This is a genomic window from Lysobacter sp. ESA13C (assembly GCF_019970005.1).
GTDB lineage: Bacteria > Pseudomonadota > Gammaproteobacteria > Xanthomonadales > Xanthomonadaceae > Lysobacter > Lysobacter antibioticus_B.
In genome coordinates this window covers 189,571-209,919 of record NZ_JAHXYK010000002.1, presented here as the reverse complement: position 1 = coordinate 209,919, position 20,349 = coordinate 189,571, and the positions used below count along the sequence as shown (strand labels likewise).

General features: G+C 66.1%; 12 protein-coding genes, 1 tRNA gene and 1 pseudogene. 4 read left to right on the top strand and 10 right to left on the bottom strand.

Annotation, left to right across the window (positions count from 1 at the left end):
- Positions 1-102 precede the first annotated feature (102 nt).
- Complete coding sequence (locus tag LC490_RS04175; protein ID WP_223619380.1) at positions 103-528, top strand: glutaredoxin family protein; 426 nt, start codon at positions 103-105, stop codon at positions 526-528.
- A gap of 45 nt (positions 529-573) precedes the next feature.
- Here the strand turns inward: LC490_RS04175 and LC490_RS04170 are convergent, their stop codons facing one another.
- The 4 genes from LC490_RS04170 to LC490_RS04155 all read right to left on the bottom strand — a co-directional run bounded on the left by LC490_RS04170 (position 574) and on the right by LC490_RS04155 (position 4,973).
- Complete coding sequence (locus LC490_RS04170; RefSeq protein ID WP_223619379.1) at positions 574-1,176, bottom strand: hypothetical protein; 603 nt, start codon at positions 1,174-1,176, stop codon at positions 574-576.
- Positions 1,177-1,224: 48 nt separating this feature from the next.
- Positions 1,225-2,781, bottom strand: a complete 1,557-nt coding sequence (locus LC490_RS04165) for a hypothetical protein (RefSeq protein ID WP_223619378.1) — start codon at positions 2,779-2,781, stop codon at positions 1,225-1,227.
- A gap of 204 nt (positions 2,782-2,985) precedes the next feature.
- Positions 2,986-4,401 (bottom strand): DNA repair protein RadA, encoded by a 1,416-nt coding sequence (gene radA / locus LC490_RS04160; protein ID WP_031371737.1) that lies wholly within the window; start codon positions 4,399-4,401, stop codon positions 2,986-2,988.
- A 278-nt stretch (positions 4,402-4,679) separates the two neighbouring features.
- Positions 4,680-4,973 carry a hypothetical protein gene (locus LC490_RS04155; RefSeq protein WP_031371736.1) on the bottom strand — a complete coding sequence of 98 codons (294 nt, stop codon included), beginning with the start codon at positions 4,971-4,973 and terminating at the stop codon, positions 4,680-4,682.
- 524 nt (positions 4,974-5,497) lie between these two features.
- On the opposite strand from LC490_RS04155, the gene LC490_RS04150 reads away from it, so the two are divergent.
- Positions 5,498-9,856 carry an Ig-like domain-containing protein gene (locus tag LC490_RS04150; protein WP_223619377.1) on the top strand — a complete coding sequence of 1,453 codons (4,359 nt, stop codon included), beginning with the start codon at positions 5,498-5,500 and terminating at the stop codon, positions 9,854-9,856.
- A gap of 105 nt (positions 9,857-9,961) precedes the next feature.
- Here LC490_RS04150 and LC490_RS04145 read toward each other — a convergent pair whose 3' ends face one another.
- Positions 9,962-10,624 carry a hypothetical protein gene (locus LC490_RS04145; RefSeq protein ID WP_223619376.1) on the bottom strand — a complete coding sequence of 221 codons (663 nt, stop codon included), beginning with the start codon at positions 10,622-10,624 and terminating at the stop codon, positions 9,962-9,964.
- 233 nt (positions 10,625-10,857) lie between these two features.
- On the opposite strand from LC490_RS04145, the gene LC490_RS04140 reads away from it, so the two are divergent.
- Positions 10,858-10,933: transfer RNA gene (locus LC490_RS04140), tRNA-Thr, on the top strand.
- 465 nt (positions 10,934-11,398) lie between these two features.
- Positions 11,399-12,646 (top strand): cation:proton antiporter, encoded by a 1,248-nt coding sequence (locus tag LC490_RS04135; protein WP_223619375.1) that lies wholly within the window; start codon positions 11,399-11,401, stop codon positions 12,644-12,646.
- 42 nt (positions 12,647-12,688) lie between these two features.
- Here the strand turns inward: LC490_RS04135 and ispH are convergent, their stop codons facing one another.
- From ispH to murJ, 5 genes and pseudogenes are all read right to left on the bottom strand, one after another.
- Positions 12,689-13,639: a 4-hydroxy-3-methylbut-2-enyl diphosphate reductase gene (ispH, locus tag LC490_RS04130; RefSeq protein WP_223619374.1), complete on the bottom strand. Its 951-nt coding sequence runs from the start codon at positions 13,637-13,639 to the stop codon at positions 12,689-12,691.
- Positions 13,640-13,898: 259 nt separating this feature from the next.
- Positions 13,899-14,396 carry a signal peptidase II gene (lspA, locus tag LC490_RS04125; RefSeq protein ID WP_031371905.1) on the bottom strand — a complete coding sequence of 166 codons (498 nt, stop codon included), beginning with the start codon at positions 14,394-14,396 and terminating at the stop codon, positions 13,899-13,901.
- 85 nt (positions 14,397-14,481) lie between these two features.
- Positions 14,482-17,340 carry an isoleucine--tRNA ligase gene (gene ileS, locus LC490_RS04120; protein WP_223619612.1) on the bottom strand — a complete coding sequence of 953 codons (2,859 nt, stop codon included), beginning with the start codon at positions 17,338-17,340 and terminating at the stop codon, positions 14,482-14,484.
- A gap of 161 nt (positions 17,341-17,501) precedes the next feature.
- Positions 17,502-18,437: pseudogene (locus tag LC490_RS04115) on the bottom strand (bifunctional riboflavin kinase/FAD synthetase); the annotation flags it as partial.
- 166 nt (positions 18,438-18,603) lie between these two features.
- Positions 18,604-20,238 carry a murein biosynthesis integral membrane protein MurJ gene (gene murJ, locus LC490_RS04110; RefSeq protein WP_031371908.1) on the bottom strand — a complete coding sequence of 545 codons (1,635 nt, stop codon included), beginning with the start codon at positions 20,236-20,238 and terminating at the stop codon, positions 18,604-18,606.
- Between the last annotated feature and the right edge of the window lie 111 nt (positions 20,239-20,349).

Sequence of the window (20,349 nt, the reverse complement as noted above, 5' to 3'; positions counted from 1 at the left end):
CGAACGCATCCGCCCTGCAGCGGCCGCGATCGCTGGCCTGCGCGATCACCCCATCACAGCCACCGCCGGCCCGCGCACGCTCCGGCTCTACGAGGACATGGAATGAACTTCAAATCGATCCTGACGACGATCCTGGTCGTGGCGCTGGCGCTCGGCCTCGGCGTCGGTGCCGGCTACCTGGTCCGCAACAGCGGCCTGCTCGGCAACGGCGGAGGCGGCGGCGGTGCGGTGGTGACCCAGGGCGATTACTCGTCGGTCTACGCCAAGGCCGGCGGCGAGGTGGTGATGTATTCGTTGTCGACCTGCCCCTTCTGCAAACAGGCGCGCGCCGTGCTCGAGAAACAGAACGTCAAGTTCGTCGAACGCATCATCGACCAGGACAAGGATGCCAAGGTCGAGGCCGACGGCCTGAAGATCAAGAGCGTGCCGACCTTGTACATCGGCGACCAGAGCTTGCAGGGCTACGACGAAGCCAAGCTGGTCGAACTGATCAATGCGCACGGCAAGGCGGCCAAGCCGGCGGCCTGAGGCCGGCGCGGTTCGACTTACCTCGCCGGCCCGGCCTCCACCGGCTTAGCCGGCGAGGACCTGCAGGCCGCAGGCGAACGCTGCGCCGAGCAGCGTTCCGCCGATCACTTCGGCCAGGGTGTGTCGCGCCAGTTTCAGGCGCGACCACGCCAACAACGGCAGCAGCAACAGCGCAACGGTTGCCAGCGCCGACCGCAGCGAAAACAGCGACACCCCGGCGAACGCCAGGCTCGCCATGTGCAGGGACAGTTTGATCCAGCGGTTGAGCAAGGCCGCCGCGACCAGCATCGCCGCGACCGCGAGTATCCCCTGCCCCATTGGTGCCGCGCGTTCGCGCATCCACCACCAACAGATCGCCAGCACCGCGAGCAACACCGCATACAGCAGCGGCCGCTCGCTGCGATGCGAGGCATCCACAGTCGACCACTGCCCGCTCCGGCGACGCTGGACCACGAAAGCCCAGCTCACCGACACCGCCACCGCGACCCCGCACACCGCCGACCAGAACGCCTGCGGCGCGAGCACCCGCACGCTGACCATCGTCAAGGCGATGAACACCGCGAACGGATGCAGGACGATCGATACCCAGCGGGCGAACCTTCCCGTCAGGGCAACAGGAAGGTTCGTCGAGGGCGGATCGCCGTTCATTCGTCCACAGACCGTTTGGGAGACGACGTAGCCCGAACCCGAGTCCCCTCAGGTTTCCGCGTGCCAGGCCCAGCGGATGTCGCCGTTGCCCGGATTCTTGCACTGGACATGGACATAGCTCCCATCGACCTGGACCAGACGGATTTCAGCATCGCCGGCCGCCGCGCTGTTGGGCACCACGCCGAACTTCGCGGGCGTACCCAGCAAGCCGTGCGGGATCGCGTACGTGCTCTGACCGCCGCCACCGAACACCGCCACGCCTCCATTGCGGGTTTGAGTGTTGTTGGTGTTATGGATCATGACTTTATTCGCGTCCTGCGGCTGGCAGTTCACCGGCACGGGATTGACGCCCAGGGTGCCGCCCGAAACATGGATGCGCGAGATCTCGCCGACCGCGGCATGGCCCAGTTCCAGGAAGCGTTGGTTACCGTCGTAATTGGGCGCAACGATGTCGAGCCCGTGCACCGCTGCACCCGGCAAAGTCCGGATCGCATGCTCCGGCGGGTCGCCGCCGAGCTGGAATTCGCAGTTGATCAGGCTGATCCGCTTGGCGCGCTGACGAAAGGTAATACCGGCCTTGGTGCCGGAGATGTAACAGTTGGAGAAATATAGGTGCTCGGCGTTGTACAGGGTGATCGCATCGGCGGTTTCCCCGGATTGATTGAAATAGCAATTGGAAAAGTACATGAAGCGACACGGCTTGGGCTGGCCGTTGGTGCCGCCGCCGTCGATGAACAACGCTTCCTTGACCGAGCCTTCGAATACGGTATTGCTAATCTGGTGAATGCCCGAATGGGTCGCATTGGAGACCAGACGAAAGCAGTTCTCGGTCAGTTTAGCCGGCGAAATCATGCAGTCCGACAACACCACCGAGCCCGCGTTCTCCAAATAAAATCCGTACTTACCGCGAGCCGCGGTCATCTGACACTGCCAAAACTGCACGGCATAACCGGGCAGATCGGTGGAAGGGCCTGCACCGTTGACATGCGCATTGAGGCACGTGAACCAGCGGATGTTCTCGAAGTAGGAATAGAACACGATGCCGTAGATATGAATGCTGTTGTTACAGCCCTCGAACACGATATTGCGCAGATAGATGTTGCCGATGCCTAGATTCTTCCCGTTCTCATCCGGTCTGATGCCGTAGAGCAATACGCCATCCTGCTGAGCTCGCGTCCCGGCTTGCCCATCCTCGTCCAGGGATACGGCATCGCCGATGATGCCGAAGTTTTCCAAGGTGCACTGGCACTTGATGGTCAAGGCGGGCGCATTCGCTTTGATGCACAACCTGCTGCCCTGAGTGCCCGCGTCGATGCCGCTGATCTTGATGGCATCGCGCCCGTTGATCGGCTCGATCGTGAGCCCGCTGTTGAGAACAATGTTGCCGCTTGGCAGGATCAGCTCGAGCTCGTTGATGATGCAGTAGTCGATCGCCCGGGTCATCGCCGCGGAATCGTCGCTCGTACCATCGGCCAGCACGCCGAAATCGATGGCGAACACCGACCCCCTCGAAATGGGAGTCGGAGGCGGATCGGCCATCGCCGCCGGAATCGCGGTGGCGGCCAGGCCGATCGGGAGGGCACCAATGAAGTGACGACGCTGCATGACTGCATCCTTGTGATGATGAGCGGGCGTTTTGCCCATGCAGAGTCTAAAGCCGAAGCAGATCGAGGCTTGAGATAATCGCCAACAAGAAGGCTACTTTATCGTCTGAATATGTGCCACGCGACCCACTGCATTGGGTGCATTATCCTCGGCACATAATCCGTCGCGACACCTTGAGCGCGATCGAACTTGTGGAGCCCGAAACTAGGCCGCGTCCAAGGCCTCGGACAGGCGTTCGACCGCGATCACTTCCATCTCGCCGATACGGCCGCCGCGCGGGGCGTTGCCCTTGGCCACGATGGCGCGCTTGAAGCCGTGGGTCGCGGCTTCCTTGAGACGGTCCTCGCCGTTCGGCACCGGGCGGATCTCGCCGGACAGGCCGACTTCGCCGAAGGCGACGGTGTGCTCGGCCAATGGCTGATCGCGCAGCGAGGACAGCACCGCCAGCAACACCGGCAGGTCGGCCGCGGTTTCCTGCACCCGGATGCCGCCGACCACGTTGACGAACACGTCCTGGTCGCCGACCGAAATGCCGCCGTGGCGATGCAGCACAGCGAGCAGCATCGCCAGACGGTTCTGCTCCATGCCGACCGCGACCCGGCGCGGGTTCGACAAGGGCGAGGAATCGACCAGTGCCTGCACCTCGACCAGCAACGGCCGGGTGCCTTCGCGCGTCACCATGACGCAACTGCCCGGCTGCGGGCTGCGGCTGCCCGACAGGAAGATCGCCGAAGGGTTCGGCACTTCGCGCAGGCCCTTGTCGCTCATCGCGAACACGCCGAGCTCGTTGACCGCGCCGAAGCGGTTCTTGAATGCGCGCAGCACGCGGAAACGGCTGCCGCTCTCGCCTTCGAAATACAGCACCGCATCGACCATGTGTTCGAGCACGCGCGGGCCGGCGATGCCGCCCTCCTTGGTCACGTGGCCGACCAGGAACACCGCGGTGCCGGTTTCCTTGGCGTAGCGCACGAGCCGTGCCGCGCTTTCGCGGACCTGGCTGACCGATCCTGGCGCGGCGCCGAGTTGTTCGGTCCACAGGGTCTGCACCGAGTCGGCGACGATCAGCGCCGGCTTGGTTGCGGCGGCGTGTTCGAGAATGCGCTCCACACCGGTCTCGGCCAGCGCATGCACGCCGTCGAGCGGCAGGCCGAGGCGCGCGGCCCGGCCGGCGACTTGCGACAGCGATTCTTCGCCGGTGACATACAAACCCGGCAGGGTCTGGGCCATGCGCGTGATCGCCTGCAGCAACAGGGTCGACTTGCCGATGCCGGGGTCGCCGCCGACCAGCACGACCGCGCCGTGCACCAGGCCGCCGCCGAGAACGCGGTCGAACTCGCCGATGCCGGTGCTGACCCGCGACTCTTCGCTATGGCGCACGTCCTTCAACGCGGTCACCGCGGGCGCATCGACGCGTCCGGCCCAACTCGAACGGCGGCTGGCGGCCACGCCGCCGCCCGCGCCGGCCTTGGCCGCCGGTTCGACGATGAACTCGCTTAGGGTGTTCCAGCCGCCGCATTCGCCGCACTGCCCCTGCCATTTGTTGTAGTCGGCGCCGCACTCCGAACAGACGTAGGCGGTGCGGGCGGCCTTGGCGGCGGACTTGCCGGGCGATTTGGACATATTCGACATGGGTGGCGATTGACAACGATGCGGCACGAAGCCGCACTGTAGCCGCTCGCAGTCGCATGCTGCGAGATTGGCCGCGCAACTCATTGATCCGCCGAGGCAAGCGACACGGTCCGCGGCTTCGCCGAGGATCGATGAGCCGACAGAACCAAAGGCGCGCCGCTCCAAACGGCGCCGGAGCCCCGCCGCCCCACCTGAATCGATCGAGCCAGCGTTCGCTTCGCCGAACGCGCCCGAAGACCGCCCGCAGGCGACCCCGCGGCGCCGAGAGCTCAGGCCGCGAAGGGCTGGTGGTGTTCGGGATAGATCGCGCGCAGATTCTGCTGCGGGATCGCCAGCAGGCCGCCGACGTCGTGCGAGGCGACGATGCTGTAGCCGCGCGCATCGATGTCCTTGGCGATCGTGTGCCAGTCCAGCTTCGGCATCGCCATCGAAGTGTCGATGGTCCAACCGAAGCGCAAGGCGCCGAGGGCCTTCATTTCGTCCAGCGGCAACCAGCTGTCGGCAGGTGCGACCACATAACCCTCGTCCTCACCCACCACGAATACGTCTACGCGCATTTTCATCAGTGCCTTTGCTGTATTTGCTGCAAGCCGGCGCATGGTGTCGATCGGCCCGATAAAAAAAGGTGAAGAAGGAATTAGCGATTTGCAGAAGCGCCGCGGGTTGCTGATCTTGGATTCAAGATCTATGCAAGTTGATGACAGAAACGCAGGACTCCGTGCTGCCCTGCAGCTTGACAAGACAAGGTCTCAGGCATTGCGACGCAAGCGTTTCAAACTGAACGCCACGGCGAGGATGAAGCACATTCACCCGTCTACCGTCGCGCCCGGGCTTCGGGTTAAATAGCGGCGCGACCCGTCGCTCGGTCGGTGCACAGCGAGCTTCGCTTGGCATCCGAACCCATGCCGGCCGCCATCCATCCGTCATTAGTTCAAGGCCCCGTTTTCTCCGGGGTCGCTCTGGGGAGAGCACCCGCGACATGCACGCACGCATTCGGACCGACCGTGTTCCGTCTCGGTTCGCTCGTGCGTCATCGCCAAGGTGGCTGCCCGCCTCCATCGAAACGTCTCTACACAAGGAACCCGCCATGAGGCCCAAGCAACAGGAAGTTCGCAGGAATTGGCGTTGGAGCGCAGCGGCCTTGGCCCTGACCCTGACGATGGGATCGTCGGCCCTGCTGTCGAGCAGCGCCGGGGCCGCTTCGGAGCCACTGCCGCAAACGCTCGCTCACCGCTTGGCGGCCGATGCGCGCGAAGGCCGCGCGCAATTGCCGGACGGCCGCTGGCTGGTGCTTGAGCGCAGCGGCGCCGCATTGGTCTTGATGGAGGACCGCGAAGGCGGCGCAGCCCTGCGTCGCTGGCCGCTTTCCTCGCCGCGCCGCTGGGCCAGCCTGAGCCTGCTGCCGAGCGGACGCGTATTGATCTGGGGCGGCGTCGACGGCAAGGGTCATGTACATCAAGGCGGTCTGTGGTTCGACCCGGCATCGCGCAGCTTGAGCAGCAGCGGCCCGCTCAAGCTGCTGCCGCGTGCCGGCCATGCCGCCACCGTACTCAGCGACGGCCGCCTGCTGCTCACCGGCGGTTGGACCCCGGGCAGCGTCGGCATCGCCCAGGCCGAGCTGTGGGACGAACGCAGCGCTTCGGTATCGGTGCCGAAGGGGTTCTCGACTCCACCGCGCATCGGCCATCGCAGCCGGATCGAGAACGACGGCCGTGTGCGCCTTTCCGGCGGCGTCGACGGCCAAGGCCGCCCTATCGCCCAGGATCAACGCTACGACCCGGCTCGGCAGAGCTTCGAGGCCGCCGGCGTCGCTTCTGCCCAGGCCACCGACAACGGCCGGGCCCCCAAGTTGATGGCGGCTTTCCCGCAGGACCTGGCTCAGGGTGTTGCGCCGGACTCGCGACTGTCGCTGCGCTTCGACCAACCCTTACGCGTGGCGGAATTGAACGCCGCCAGCGTCACCCTGCTCGGCCCGCGCGGCTTCGCCGCCGTCCAGGTCACTCCAGCCGAGGCCGGCCGCTTGCTGTTCGTGACGCCGCGGCAACCGATGCAACCCAACGCAGCGTATTCGCTGTTGGTCGACGGCGTGCACGCGCGCAACGGCAAATCGCTGGCGACGACGCTGATCGATTTCGAAACCGGGACTGCCGGCCCGCGCCCATCGCCGCAACCCGCAGCGCCGGTCGCGACCGCACCGCGCATGGCGGCCGCTTCGACGACGGCATCGGTCAGCGGCACGCTCGCACCCGACGGCAACCCGGTGGACGTCGAGTCGCAGACGCCGGGGCAAGAGATCACCGTGCCGTTCACGATCTCGCAAACCGGCGACTACGGCCTGGGCGTCAGCGAGCTGAACTTGAGCGCAGGCACAGCGGCGACCGTGAAAGTCACCCGCAGCGGCAGCACCGTGGTCAGCACCAACTGCACGGCTCAATACGCGGGATGCGCGCTCAACCTGGCCAAACTCAGCACCGGCAGCTATGTATTGAGCGCGCGGCCGACGTCGGGTACCGCAACGATCAAGTTCAAGGCCACGCTGAGTCGCGACGCGGGAACGCTGCTTCAGCCCGGCATCGCCTATCCGCTGAGCCTGAGCTATCGCGGCCAGAACGGCCGTCCGGTGTTCAACGGCAACGCGAATCAGCAAGTCAGCCTGCGCATCGCCGGGCAAGCCACGCTGCCGGCGGGTCGCGACATCGGCTACGTCGTCTACAACCCGGCCGGCGCGGCCATCAAGACCAGCGTGATTTCCGCGGCGACCGCCTCGATCAACCTCGTGCTGCCGAGCACCGGACGCTACACCGTCCTGGTCGACCCGCTCTATGGCGAAACCGCGAACGTCCAGCTCACCCTGACCCAGGGCTTCAGCGACGTGCTGGTCGCCGACGGCGATTCGATGGACCTGGCCTCGCCGACCGAAGGCAAATCGGCGGCGGTCGATTTCTACGTCACCGCGGGCACCAAGCTGGGCTTGGGCTTCAGCAACCTGGCCCTTACCGGTGCGCCAGCGGGCGACCCGGCGATCGCAGTTCTGACCAAGCCCGATGGCAGCCAAAGCACGCTTGGCAACTGTTTCGTCGCCAACGGCGGTTGCGACTTCAATCTCAGCGGCCTGGCGGCCGGCATGCACAACATCCGACTCGGCTCGTATTCGGCCACGGCCCGGATATCGGCCACCGCGACCTTGAGCAACGACAAAACAGGTCCCGTGCCTTCGACCCCGACGCCGTTTGCGTTGGATCGTCGTGGCCAGAATGCGCGCCTGTGGTTCGATGCCAGCGCCGGGCAAACCGTGGCACTGGCGTATTCGCAGTTGCTCAGTGCCCCGGCCAACCGGGCGGTCGCGATCACCGTGTACCGGCCCGACGGAACCACTTTGAAAACCAGCAGCTCGCGCTCGCCGGCAGCCACCCTCAATCTGCCCAGCCTGTCGGCGACCGGACGTTATTCGGTGCTGATCGACACCGAACTCGGCGCCACCGTGTCGATGGACCTGTGGCTGGCGAATGGCGTCGATGAAAGCCTTGCGCTCGACGGCAGCAGCATCGACGCCGCGGCACAGAACGCCGGACAGAATTTCTACTTCCGCATGTCGAACCCGCAGACCGGCAATATCGGCCTCGGCTTCAGCGAACTGTCGGCCCCGGACCTCGGCAACGGCCGCGTCAAGGTCAGCGTTCTGTCCAGCGGCGACGCCAGCGTGCATACGGAAGAGTGCAGCCTCTCGCTGGGCGGTTGCGACCTCAACCTGACGAATCTCGCCAGCGGCAACTACAGCATCGTCGTCGAACCGCTGGGCCAGCAGAAACTGAGCCTGCGTGCGACCGCCAGTACCCAGCTCACCGGGTCGCTGCTCGGGGAAACTCCATTCGCCCTTGCCATTACCCGCCCCGGCCAGGATGCCCTGCTCGGCTTCAACCTGCCCCAGGCACAGGACGTGGCCTTGGGCGTCTACCAACACGCGACCCAGCCGGTCGGCCGCAGCGTCGCCTACAGCGTCTACAAGCCCGATGGCAGCCTGATCCTGCACCGTTCGGTCGATGCCGACCAATCGCTCTTTCTGCCAGGTCTCGCCGCAGGCGCCTATACGATCAGAATCGACCCCACCGAAGGCGAAACCGCCAGCGCGCAACTGATCCTGCACACACCCAAGACCGGTGTATTGACGGTCGACGGCGATTCCGTGCCGCTGTCGACCCAGGCCGCGGGCCAGGAAATCCACCTGAGTTTCGAAGCGCAACAGGGCGCCAACCTGGGCCTCGGCATTTCGGAATTGAGCGGCTCGATATCGCGTGCGGCCTTGCTCAATGCTTACCGGCCGGATGGTACTCAACTGCATTCGCAGTCGTGCGCACCGCCGGGCTGCAGCATGAACTTCAAGAACCTGGATGCGGGTATCTACACGGTCCGGATTTCCGATAGCGCTCCACCGCCGCCGGCCCGCTCGCTGCTCGCGACACTGAGCTCAGACCTGGAAGGCAGCGTGGGCGCGAACGCCCCGACCACGATCTCCTTGAACCGCCCGGGCCTCAATGGCCGCTACCGTTTCAATGCGGTGGCCGGACAGAACCTGGCACTGACGATCTCCAATGTCGCGACCGTGCCGGCGTTTGGGGATGTCGATTACACCCTGTATCTGCCCGATGGCAGTCAGCGCACCGGCAGGTCGCAAAAGGGTTACACCTTCAACCTGGACGCGCTTGCGCTGACCGGCGAATACATGCTGTTCGTCGATCCATCCAAGGCGATGCAGTTGAGCGGCAAGATCGGACTCGTGCTCGGAGAAAGCGGCCATATCGTCGCCGACGGCGATCCGGTCAACTTCGCCACTCAGCTTCACGGTCAGTCGCTGTATTTCACCTTCGATGCGGCGCAGGGCGAATACCTCGACCTGGGCTTGAGCGAGTTCCAGCTCGACGGCGCTTCGGGCGACTACAAGATCTTCGTGGTTCCGCTGGCCGACGGCCCCACGCGCGAGGGTTACTGCGTCATGCAAGGTCCCTGCAGCATGCGTCTGAAGGACCTCGCGGCCGGCCGTTATCTGGTCGCCCTGGAGCCGTACTGGCAGGACCCCGACCGCTACAGCCCCTTCAGCACCACCGCGACCCTCAGCCGCGAACTCTCCGGAACCTTGAGCCTCGACCAGCCGCAGACCGTGACGATTCCACGCCACGGCCAAGTCATGCGAATGACCCTGCCTGTGGTCGCGGGACAAAAGCTGCTGCTGAAAGTCGCCGGCCAATCGACCGCTCCCACGGGAAGCGTCGTCGGCTATGGCGTCCAGACGCCGACCGGCGGACCGGTGGTGTCGAGCGGCAACGCCAACGAGGCCGCGACCTTCAGCCTGAACTACCTGACCGCCAGCGGCGACTACCTGGTGACGATCACCAATGGGCACGCGACGAGTGCGCAGATGCAGGTGGTGGTCGAGCAGGCACCGCAGTAAGGCGAGCGGTGCATTCGTAAGGGACCGCACAAAGCCCCGCTCCGGCGGGGCTTTGTTTTGGCGACCGTCGAACGATTCCATTGCACGATTCGCGAGTCCTCAACGCTAGGCGATATAGCGCTTGACCTGATCCCGGGGGATGCGCAGAAAACGCGCGATGGCATCGAGGTGCTCGTTGTTCTCGCGCAGACGCGATTCCTTCGGTGCGACCACCACCGGCTCGAATTGGTTGATCTTCTTGGAGTTCTGTACCACGTGATAACCCCACACCATGCCCTGGTCGAACACCTTGCCGCTGGGCATGTCGACCACGTAATTGGCGAACTTGGTGGTGGTGTCGCCCTCGAAGCGGCCATTGACGAAGCGGTTGTTGAACTCGCGCGGCGTATCGATCAGCCAGCATTCGGTCGGCGACAGATGGCGGGTCGGCTGACCCGCGTAGTACTGCGAATGCGCGCCTATGAAGACGCCCGGCTCGCTGTACAAGCAATTGCGCATCGGTTGCTGCCCCACAGTGGGGTCGCGCTTGTCGACGTTCCACTGACGGATCTGGGTATGCGGGAACACCGCCGTCTGCGGGAAGATCAGTTGGATCAACCCGATCTCGCTGTTCTGAGGCGCAGCGCGTGCGAAACGCGTCTTGAAGTCGCCGCCGTACTGCAAGGCAGCGTCCGGCGCGAACACGTTCTCGGGCGCAGCCAGATAGGGATGCAACTGCAGGTGAAACTTACCCGCATCGAAATTCTGCTCGGGCCAGTAATTGCTCATGACGGTATTCCTCGTGTCGGAACGGCGAAATCTCCCCGCTCCGTCGTCGCCCTGCGGTCCGCCCGCCAACGCCGCGCCGGCCGGGGGCCATCGTTACGAACGCGGCGATCCCGCGCCCGTGAAGGCTTAACCTTGGCGCCGCGGCCTTCAGGCCCGGTTTTGGCCGGCGCCGAGACCGTCCCGGCCCGGTCGATTGACCGCGCCGACCGTCGCCGCCTAGAATTGCCCTCTTCGCCGGAATAGCTCAGTTGGTAGAGCGGCGCATTCGTAATGCGTAGGTCGTAGGTTCGATTCCTATTTCCGGCACCAAGTAACCCCGAGGGCAAGCCAACCGCTCGGCCAACGATCCAACGGCCGGTAGCCTTCCGGAAATACTTCAAAGCCCCGCCGAAAGCGGGGCTTTTTTTGTAACTCACGCTGCCAAATCAGGAAGTCGGTGCGCATTCCAGTCCTCTTCGACAGCATCCGATGGCCCCCAAAGCAGGCTCTCCATTGCTTGTAAGGGAAGGGAAGGCAAGCCAACCGCCCGGCCAACGATCCAACGGCCGGCAATCCGGAAATACTTCAAAGCCCCCGTCGAAAGCGGGACTCTTTGTGAAACAGGCGTGCCAAATCAGGAACTCGCCCCCCTCCCGGCGATCTTTCCGTCAGCCCCAACACGTCCAAAAAGCGTGGTCTTCCGCTGCTTGTATCGCCTGCTTTCGCACGAGCCGATTGCGCTGTCGGTATGAAGCCGGAAGCCGCACATTCCGCGACGCCGTTATCATCCGCGCCATGCAACCCATCCTCGCCGCGCTCGTCGATTCGTCGATCTTCATCCTGTTGTCCTGGGGCATCTGGCGCCTGTTGGGCCGCTCGATACCGCTGGCGGTAGTGCCGATCGCGATCGGCCTCGGGCTGGCGGCGATGGGCGGCCTGCCGGCGCAGGTCGGCGTGCCCTCGGCCATCGGCGACCGGTTCGGCTGGGTCGGGGTGCTGGCGCTGGCCTTCACCGCCGGCCTGGAGACCCGCCACGGCGGAGATCCGGCCGCGCCCTCGCCGGCGGCTGCGCGTGCGCTCGGCTCGTCCCTGCCCCGTTTCGTGCTCAGTGCTGCGCTGGCGCTGGCGCTGCCGTTCCTGGTCGGCACGGTCGCCGCCCACGCTTATTTCACCGGCCTGCCCGGCTGGGCGGCGCCACGGGGCCAGGACTGGCTCGGCGCGGTCGCGATCGGGCTTTGCGTCGCGGTCAGCGCCTTGCCGGTCCTGATCGGCATCGTGCGCGAACTCAAGGCCGAGCACCGCGCCTTGACCCAGGTAGCGGTCGGCATCGCGGTCGTCGACGACGCGGTGCTGTGGGTCGGCCTGGCGGCGTTACTGTTGATCGCCGACGGCGGCGCCGGTTTCGCCGGCTGGTCGGGGCTGGATGCGCTCGCGGTCGTGGTGCCGCTGGTTCTCGCCGCGGCCGCCGCGGTGGCCGAACGCAAGGCCTGGATGCCGCCGAAAATCGCGATCTGGCTGGCCATGCCGCTGTACCTCGGCGCCTGCTCATGGGCCAGTTCGCAACTGGGGCTGCACGCGCTGCTAGGCGCCTACTTCGGCGGCGCGATCATGGCGCCGAGCTGGATCCGGCGCTTGCCGGTCGAACGGATCGGCCAGTTCGCCCTGGTCGGCCTGGCGCCGCTGTTCTTCGGCCACAGCGGCCTGCGCATCGACGGCGACGCGCTCGGTTGGAGTTCGCTGCAGGCCACGGTGGCCCTGTTGGCCCTGTCGGTCGCGGCGAAGCTGGCCGCCTTGCTGATCTGCCCGCCGTCGGCACGGTTCTCGCGCCGGGATGCGCTGGCGATCGGCGCGCTGCTGCAATGCAAGGGGCTGATGGAGATCGTCGCGGCGACCGTGCTGCGCGACAAGGGACTGTTGTCGGAACCGGCCTACGCCGCGCTGGTCATGCTGGCGGTGCTGTCGACCGTGCTGACCGGCCCGCTGTTCCGTTCGATCGTGGGGCGTCGCAGCGCCGCCCCGGATGCCGATCGCGAATACGTCTGAGCGAGCGGCCGAAGCAACCGCTCGAGCGACCGGGCCGAGCCCTCAACCGACCAATTGCAGGCGCAGCTCCTTGGGCAGGGCGAAGACCATGTTCTCGGGCTCGCCTTCCAGTTCGTTGACGCGCTCGGCGCCGAGCTCGCGCAGGCGCTCGATCACCCCGCGCACCAGCACTTCGGGCGCGGACGCGCCGGCGGTGATGCCGATGTGCTTGCGGCCGCGCACCCAGTTCGGGTCGATCTCGATCGCGCCGTCGATCAGGTGGGCCTCGACGCCCTCGCGCTCGGACAGCTCGCGCAGGCGATTGGAGTTGGAGCTGTTCGGCGAACCGACCACCAGCACCAGGTCGCAACGCGCGGCCAGCGCGCGCACGGCGTCCTGGCGGTTCTGGGTGGCGTAGCAGATGTCGTCGTGGCGCGGGCCCTGGATCGCCGGGTACTTCGCGCGCATGGCCTCGATCACCGCGCGGGTGTCGTCGACCGACAAGGTGGTCTGGGTGGTGTAGGCCAGGTTTTCGGGTTGGTCGACTTCGAGCGCGGCGACGTCGTCGATGTCCTCGACCAGATAGATCCGGCCGGAACCGGCTTCGCGCCGCCACTGGCCCATCGTGCCTTCGACTTCCGGATGGCCTTCGTGGCCGATCAGGATCACGTCGCGGCCGGCGCGGCAGTGGCGCGAGACTTCGAGGTGGACCTTGGTCACCAGCGGGCAGGTCGCATCGAAGACCTTCAGGCCGCGACGGTCGGCTTCCTCGCGCACGGCCTTGGACACGCCGTGGGCGCTGAAGATCACCGTCGCGCCGTCGGGCACTTCGTCGAGTTCTTCGACGAAGACCGCGCCGCGGTGTTTGAGGTCGTCGACGACGAAGCGGTTGTGTACGACTTCGTGACGCACGTAGATCGGCGCGCCGAGCGTCTCGATGGCGCGCTTGACGATCTCGATCGCGCGGTCGACACCGGCGCAGAAGCCACGGGGGTTGGCGAGGATGACGTCCATGGGGGCATTGTACTCCTGGCTGAGGAGCTGAGGAGTGAGCTAGGAGGAGTGAGGAGTGAGCAAAAAGCGCTCCCGCTCACCTCTCGTTCCCGGATTCGCTGAACGAGTCGCAGGGACCGCGATCCCGATGGCGCCGGCAACGATGGCCGAGTCCGCGATGTTGAACGAGGGCCAGTGACAGTCGCGCCAGAACGACGGGATGAACTGAGTGGAAGAAATCAAGAGCCAAGGCTTCAACTCACTCCTCACTCCTCTCCGCTCACTTCTCGCTCTCGGGCTTGCTGAACAAGCCATAGACCGCGATCCCGATCGCGCCGGCGACGATGGCCGAGTCGGCAATGTTGAACGAGGGCCAGTGATAGTCGCGCCAGTACCACTGGATGAAGTCGACGACGTGGCCGTGCAGCATACGGTCGATCACGTTGCCGATCGCCCCGCCGATCACCAGGGCGTACGGCAGCGCGGTTTTCCAGTCGCCGCGCGCGGCGCGCGACAGCCAGTAGGCGAGCAGGCCGCTGATGCCGACGGCGAGAATCGCGAAGAAATACTTCTGCCAGCCGCCGGCGTCGCTGAGGAAGCTGAAGGCCGCACCGGTGTTGTAGCTGCGGTACCAGTTCCAGAAGCCGTCGATGACCGGCACCGCGGTGTACTCGGGCAAGGAACTCAGCACCCAGGCCTTGCTGAGCTGGTCGAGCACGATCACGACCATCGAGACGATCAGCCAGGGCAATGCGTTCTTGCGGGGGGTATCGGTCATAAGCCTTCGGTTCTACGGATTGGTGCGAAACCGGTGGATTGAAGCGGCCGCGCGCGATGCCTCGCCGCGCGCGGCCGTGTTGCGGTCAGAACCAGTGCCGATCCTCGCCCTCGCCCGCCACGTTGTCGACGCAGCGGCCACAGAGCTCGGGATGCTCGGCGACGGCGCCGACATCGGCGCGGTAATGCCAGCAGCGCACGCACTTGCTCTTGGCGGTCGGTACGGCGAGCACCGCGATGTCCTTGATGCCGTCGTCGGCGACCACTTCGACATCGCCGCTGATGAACAGGAAGCGCAGCTCCTCGGCCAGCGGCGCCAGCCAGTTCTGGTCGGACACGCCGCAGCGCAGCGAGATCTCGGCCTCGAGCGCGGCGCCGATCTGGCCGGCGGCACGCATCGGCTCCAGGGTCTTGGCGACGCTGTCGCGCAGCGCGAGCAAGCGCTCGAACTCTTCGTTCGACAAGGCGGCGTCGGCCGGCAACAGGGCCAGGCCGTCGTACCAGGTGGTGAACAGGACGTTGTCTTCGCGCGCGTCGCGTTCGGTCTGCGCCGGCAGATGACGCCACATCTCGTCGGCGGTGAACGCCAGGATCGGCGCGATCCAGCGCACGAAGGCTTCGGAGATGCGGTACATCGCGCTCTGCGCCGAACGGCGGCCGCGCGAATCCTCCTGCATCGTGTACAGGCGGTCCTTGGTCACGTCGAGGTACAGCGAGCCCAGGTCGACGCTGCAGAAGTTCGACAGCAGTTGCACGATCTCGGCGAAGTCGTAACGGTCGTAGGCCGAGGCGATGCGGTCCTGCAGTTCGGCGGCGCGATGCACGATCCAGCGGTCCAGCGCGACCATGTCGGCCAACCCGACCAGATGCTGACCGGGGTCGAAGCCGGCCAGGTTGCCGAGCAGGAAGCGCGCGGTGTTGCGGATGCGCCGGTAGACGTCGCCGTTCTGCTTGAGGATGGCGTCGGACACCGTCATCTCATTGCGGAAATCGGTCGAGGCCACCCACAGCCGCAGCACGTCGGCGCCCATCGCGTCGGTGACTTTCTCCGGCGCGAGCGCGTTCTGCATCGACTTCGACATCTTCTTGCCTTCGGCGTCGACGGTGAAACCGTGCGTCAACACCTGCCGGTACGGCGCCGCCGCGTCCATCGCCACGCCGCTGAGCAGCGCGCTGTGGAACCAGCCGCGGTGCTGGTCGGAACCTTCCAGATACAGATCGGCCGGCTTGCGCAGCCCGTCTTGCGGACGCTGTGCAAGCACGCATTCGTGGCTGGTGCCGGAGTCGAACCAGACGTCGAGAATGTCGTTGACCTTCTCGTAGCCCTCGGCCTCGTCGCCGAGCAGTTCTTCGGCGGTCATCGAATACCAGGCGTCGACGCCTTCGCGCTCGACCCGGTCGGCGACCTGATGCATCACCTCGACCGTACGCGGATGCGGCTCGCCGGTTTCGCGGCTGAAGAACAGCGCGATCGGCACGCCCCAATAACGCTGGCGCGAGATGGTCCAGTCCGGACGCGCCTCGATCATGTTGTAGATGCGCGCCTCGCCCCAGCCCGGCACCCAGGACACGCCGCCGATCGCAGCCAACGCATCGCGGCGCAGGCCGGCCTGCTCCATCGAGATGAACCACTGCGGCGTGGCGCGGAACACCACCGGCGTCTTGTGACGCCAGCAATGCGGATAGCTGTGCTTGAGACGGCCGGTCGCGAGCAAGGCGCCGCGCTCGCGCAACACCTCCAGCAGGAGCGCGTCGATCTTGAAGATGTGCTGCCCGGCCAGTTCGTGCGCGCCCGCCGGCGGCGTCGACGGCAGGTAACGGCCGCGCGCATCGACCGGATTGATCTGCGCGGCGCTGTAGCGCTCGATCAGGCCGTACTTCAGCGAAACCGCGTAGTCCTCCTGGCCGTGACCGGGCGCGGTGTGCACCGCACCGGTACCGGCCTCGACGGTGACGTGGTCGCCGAGCAACACCGGGATTTCGCGGTCGTTATAGAACGGGTGCTGCAAGCGCAGGCCCTCGAAGGCCTCGCCCTTGTGCGAGGACCAGTCGCGGCTTTCCACGCTATGCCCTTGCTTGAGCGCATCGGCGGCGGTGATCGCGGCGAGCACGCCGCCGATCAGTTCGCTGGCGACCAGCAGGTATTCCGGGCGCTGGCCCGGCTCCTTGAACAGCGATTCTTCGCTGGGCTCGATCCGCACCAGCGAATACTCGACCTGCGGCCCCATCGACACCGCCAGGCTGGCCGGCAGCGTCCACGGCGTGGTCGTCCAGATCGGCACCGACAACGGCGCGCCGTCGTCCTCGATGCCGAAGGTGTCGAACACCTTCTTGCGCTCGATCACCGGATAACGCACGTAGATCTGGGTCGATTCCTTGTCCTGGTACTCGATCTCGGCCTCGGCCAGGGCCGAGCCGCAGTCGAAGCACCAATGCACCGGCTTGGAGCCGCGCACCAGATGACCGCGCTCGACGATCTTGGCGAGCGAACGGATGATGTCCGCCTCGTAGCGGAAATCCATGGTGCGATAGGGGTTGTCCCAATCGCCGATCACGCCCAGGCGCTTGAAGCCGCGGCGTTGCAGATCGATCTGGGTGGCGGCGTATTCGCGGCACTTGGCGCGGAATTCGGCGGCGTCGAGCTTGTCGCCGACCTTGCCGAATTCCTTCTCGACCTTATGCTCGATCGGCAGGCCGTGGCAATCCCAGCCCGGCACGTAGGGCGCGTCGAAGCCGGACAGCAGCTTGGACTTCACCACCACGTCCTTGAGCACCTTGTTGACCGCGTGACCGATGTGGATCTCGCCGTTCGCATAGGGCGGGCCGTCGTGCAGCACGAAGCTGCGTTCGCGGTCCTTCACCTTCTCGCGAATTCGTCCATACAAGCCTTCGCTTTCCCAGCGCGCCAGGGTTTCCGGTTCGCGCTTGGGCAGGTCGCCGCGCATCGGGAAATCGGTCGCCGGCAGCAACAAGGTGCTCTTGTAGGGATTGGCGGGAGCGGATTGGCTCGGGTCTTTGGCGGTCACAGCAGCTCTCATGCAGGTGTTTGGGTCGCTGCCGCAAGCGGAGCCGGCAACGGCGCGGCGGCGCGTTGCGAGTCCAGTCGCAGCAGACCGCGCGCCTGTTCGGCATCGCGGTGCATTTGCTCGGTCAGCGCCGGCAAGTCGGGGAATTTCAATTCGGGACGCAGGTGGGCGACGAATTCGACCTCGATGCGTCGACCGTACAGGTCGCCGTCGAAGTCGAACAGATGCGCTTCGAGCAAGGGCTCGACCCCGGCGACGGTCGGCCGCGTACCCAGGCTGGACACCGATGGCCAGGGACGCTCGCCGATGCCGTGGACCCAGGTCGCATAGATCCCCGACAAAGCCGGGGTCTTGCCGCCGAAGCGCAGGTTGGCGGTCGGAAAGCCGAGCGTGCGGCCGAGTTGCTGGCCGCGCACGACGTGGCCGCCGATCGCATAGCGGCGCCCGAGCCAGCGCGCGGCGGCGGCGAAATCGCCGGCCAACAGCGCCTCGCGGATGCGCGTGCTGGAGACGCGCTCGCCGTCCAGCAATACCGGTTCGATCTCGTGCGCGCTGAAGCCCTGGTCCTCGGCCCTGCCCTCTTCGCCCATGCGCCGCAGCAGGGCGATGTCGCCGCCGCGGGCCTTGCCGAAACGGAACTCCGGGCCGACCCAGACCTCGCGTGCGGACAGGCGCTGGACCAGCACGCGGCGCACGAACTCCTCGGCGCCCAAGGCGCTGAGACGGCCGTTGAAACGCAGCAGGCCGACCTGGTCGGCCTCCAGCGCCAGCAAGCCTTCGGCCTTGGCGCGCGGCAACAACAGACGCGGCGGCGGCGCGGCCGGAGCGAAGAACTCGCGTGGCAGCGGCTCGAAACTCAGCGCGACCGCCTCTACGCCCAGGGCGCGCGCACGCGAAACCGTGTGGCGCACCAACGCCCGATGCCCGAGGTGCAGGCCATCGAAGGCGCCGATGCAGACCACACTGCCGTGCGGGCACCGCGGCCCGCCCTCGACGTCACGAAACAGCCTGCTCATTAGTGTCCGGCGTGGGGACCCGGACGAACCGGGACATTGCGTGAAGGATGAATCAGGAAGTATAGCCGCCGCCCGCCGCTCTCAACGGTGCCGCTGAACACGGCCGCCAATCTCAACGGGGCCGCGGCGGCGGGCGATTCACGATGCCGGCCCTGGCGAAGCGCGTTCAATGGCCGCGCAGATCGCGCATGCGGATGCCCTGCAGCCACAGCGCGGCGCCGTAGAACGCCCCGCCCGCACCGACCACGACCGCGAGCTTCCAGGCGCGCTCCCACCACGGCCAACCGGTCCAGCCGGTCCAGAACCACAACAGCCCCAGCACCACGACCGTCATGGCCACGCTGGCCACCGCGATCTGGCGCAGGAAACGGCCCCAGCCCGGCTGGCGCGCATAGACCTTCGAACGGCGCAGGTACCAGGCCAGTTGCAGGGCGTTGACCCAGCCGGCGATGGCGATCGCCAGGGCCAGGCAGGCATGCGCGCCGGGCACTTCGCCGAGCGCCCGGCGCAGGTCGCCGCCGCTGCTGTGCAGGGCGGCGCGGCCGGCTTCGGTCAGGTACAGCACCGCCAGCAACAGGCCCGCGGTCGAGACCAGGTTGACGATCACCGACACCACCGCCGACTTGACCGGGGTCTTGGTGTCCTGGCGCGAATAGAACGCCGGCGCCAGCACCTTCACCAGCAGGAAGGCCGGCACCGCGATCGACTGCGCCATCAGGCTCAGGCGGATCATCGCGGTGTCGTGGGCGGTCAGGCGACCGTACTGGAACAGCGACGCGACCAGGGGCTCGGCGCACAGCACCAGCCCGAGGCAGGCCGGCACGCCGATCAGCAGGCACAGGCGGAAGCCCCAATCCAGACCCTTCGAGAAGCCCTGCGGGTCGGTCGCGGCATGACGCTTGGACAAATGCGGCAGGATCACCGTGCCGATGGCGACACCGAACATGCCCAGCGGGAATTCGAGCAGGCGGTCGGTCAGGTACAGCCAGGTCACGCTGCCGGCGATCAGGAACGAGGCCATCGCGGTGTTCAGCAACAGGTTGACCTGGGCCACCGACGAGCCGAACAGGGTCGGCACCATCAGCCGCATGATCTTGCGCACGCCCTCGTGCGCCCCGCCCCAGCGCGGCCGCGGCAGCAGCCCCAGCTTGGCCAGCGCCGGCAACTGGAAGCCCAGCTGCAGCACGCCGGCGAGCAGGACGCCCCAGGCCAAGGCCAGCACCGGGTTCAGGCCCATCGGGCTGAACACCCGTTCGGCGCAGACCGCCGCGGCGATCATCGACAGGTTCAGCAACACCGGCGACAGCGCCGGGATGGCGAACTTCTCGTAGCTGTTCAGCACCCCGCCGACCAACGAGGCCAGGGAGATGAACAAGGCGTACGGGAAGGTGATCTGCAGCATCTGGGTCGCCATCCGGTACTGCTCGCTGCCGGGCTCGAAACCCGGGGCGAACAGCGCCATGACCCAGGGCGCGGCGAAGATCACCACCGCGGTCAGGACCAGCAGGAAGGCGCTGAGGGTGCCGCTGACCCGGTCGATCAGCTCCTTGACCGCGGCCTGGTCGTGTTTTTGCTTGTACTCGGCCAGGACCGGCACGAAGGCCATCGAAAACGAGCCCTCGGCCGACAGCCGGCGCATGAAATTGGGGATCCGGAAGGCCACGAAGAACGCGTCCATGGCCGGGCTGGCCCCGAACACCACCGCATAGACCTGGTCCCGGATCAGGCCGGAAACCCGCGAAATGAAGGTCATCGCGCTGAAAATGGCCGAAGAACGCAGCAAGCCGCTACCCTTGCTCATCGCCCCGCCCTCTTCCAGTTGACGCAACCCACTGAATCGCCCATACTTTTGGGTCTGATTTTCCGTAACTGCATTTCACCGCCCAGTTTCATTAACGCTTTTCACCAAATA

What these genes read in the sequence shown, in the direction of transcription:
- LC490_RS04175 (WP_223619380.1), top strand. Translation starts at nt 103, where the DNA reads ATGAACTTCAAATCGATCCTGACGACGATCCTGGTCGTGGCGCTGGCG.
- LC490_RS04170 (WP_223619379.1), bottom strand. Translation starts at nt 1,176, where the DNA reads ATGAACGGCGATCCGCCCTCGACGAACCTTCCTGTTGCCCTGACGGGA.
- LC490_RS04165 (WP_223619378.1), bottom strand. Translation starts at nt 2,781, where the DNA reads ATGCAGCGTCGTCACTTCATTGGTGCCCTCCCGATCGGCCTGGCCGCC.
- radA (WP_031371737.1), bottom strand. Translation starts at nt 4,401, where the DNA reads ATGTCCAAATCGCCCGGCAAGTCCGCCGCCAAGGCCGCCCGCACCGCC.
- LC490_RS04155 (WP_031371736.1), bottom strand. Translation starts at nt 4,973, where the DNA reads ATGAAAATGCGCGTAGACGTATTCGTGGTGGGTGAGGACGAGGGTTAT.
- LC490_RS04150 (WP_223619377.1), top strand. Translation starts at nt 5,498, where the DNA reads ATGAGGCCCAAGCAACAGGAAGTTCGCAGGAATTGGCGTTGGAGCGCA.
- LC490_RS04145 (WP_223619376.1), bottom strand. Translation starts at nt 10,624, where the DNA reads ATGAGCAATTACTGGCCCGAGCAGAATTTCGATGCGGGTAAGTTTCAC.
- LC490_RS04135 (WP_223619375.1), top strand. Translation starts at nt 11,399, where the DNA reads ATGCAACCCATCCTCGCCGCGCTCGTCGATTCGTCGATCTTCATCCTG.
- ispH (WP_223619374.1), bottom strand. Translation starts at nt 13,639, where the DNA reads ATGGACGTCATCCTCGCCAACCCCCGTGGCTTCTGCGCCGGTGTCGAC.
- lspA (WP_031371905.1), bottom strand. Translation starts at nt 14,396, where the DNA reads ATGACCGATACCCCCCGCAAGAACGCATTGCCCTGGCTGATCGTCTCG.
- ileS (WP_223619612.1), bottom strand. Translation starts at nt 17,340, where the DNA reads ATGCGCGGCGACCTGCCCAAGCGCGAACCGGAAACCCTGGCGCGCTGG.
- murJ (WP_031371908.1), bottom strand. Translation starts at nt 20,238, where the DNA reads ATGAGCAAGGGTAGCGGCTTGCTGCGTTCTTCGGCCATTTTCAGCGCG.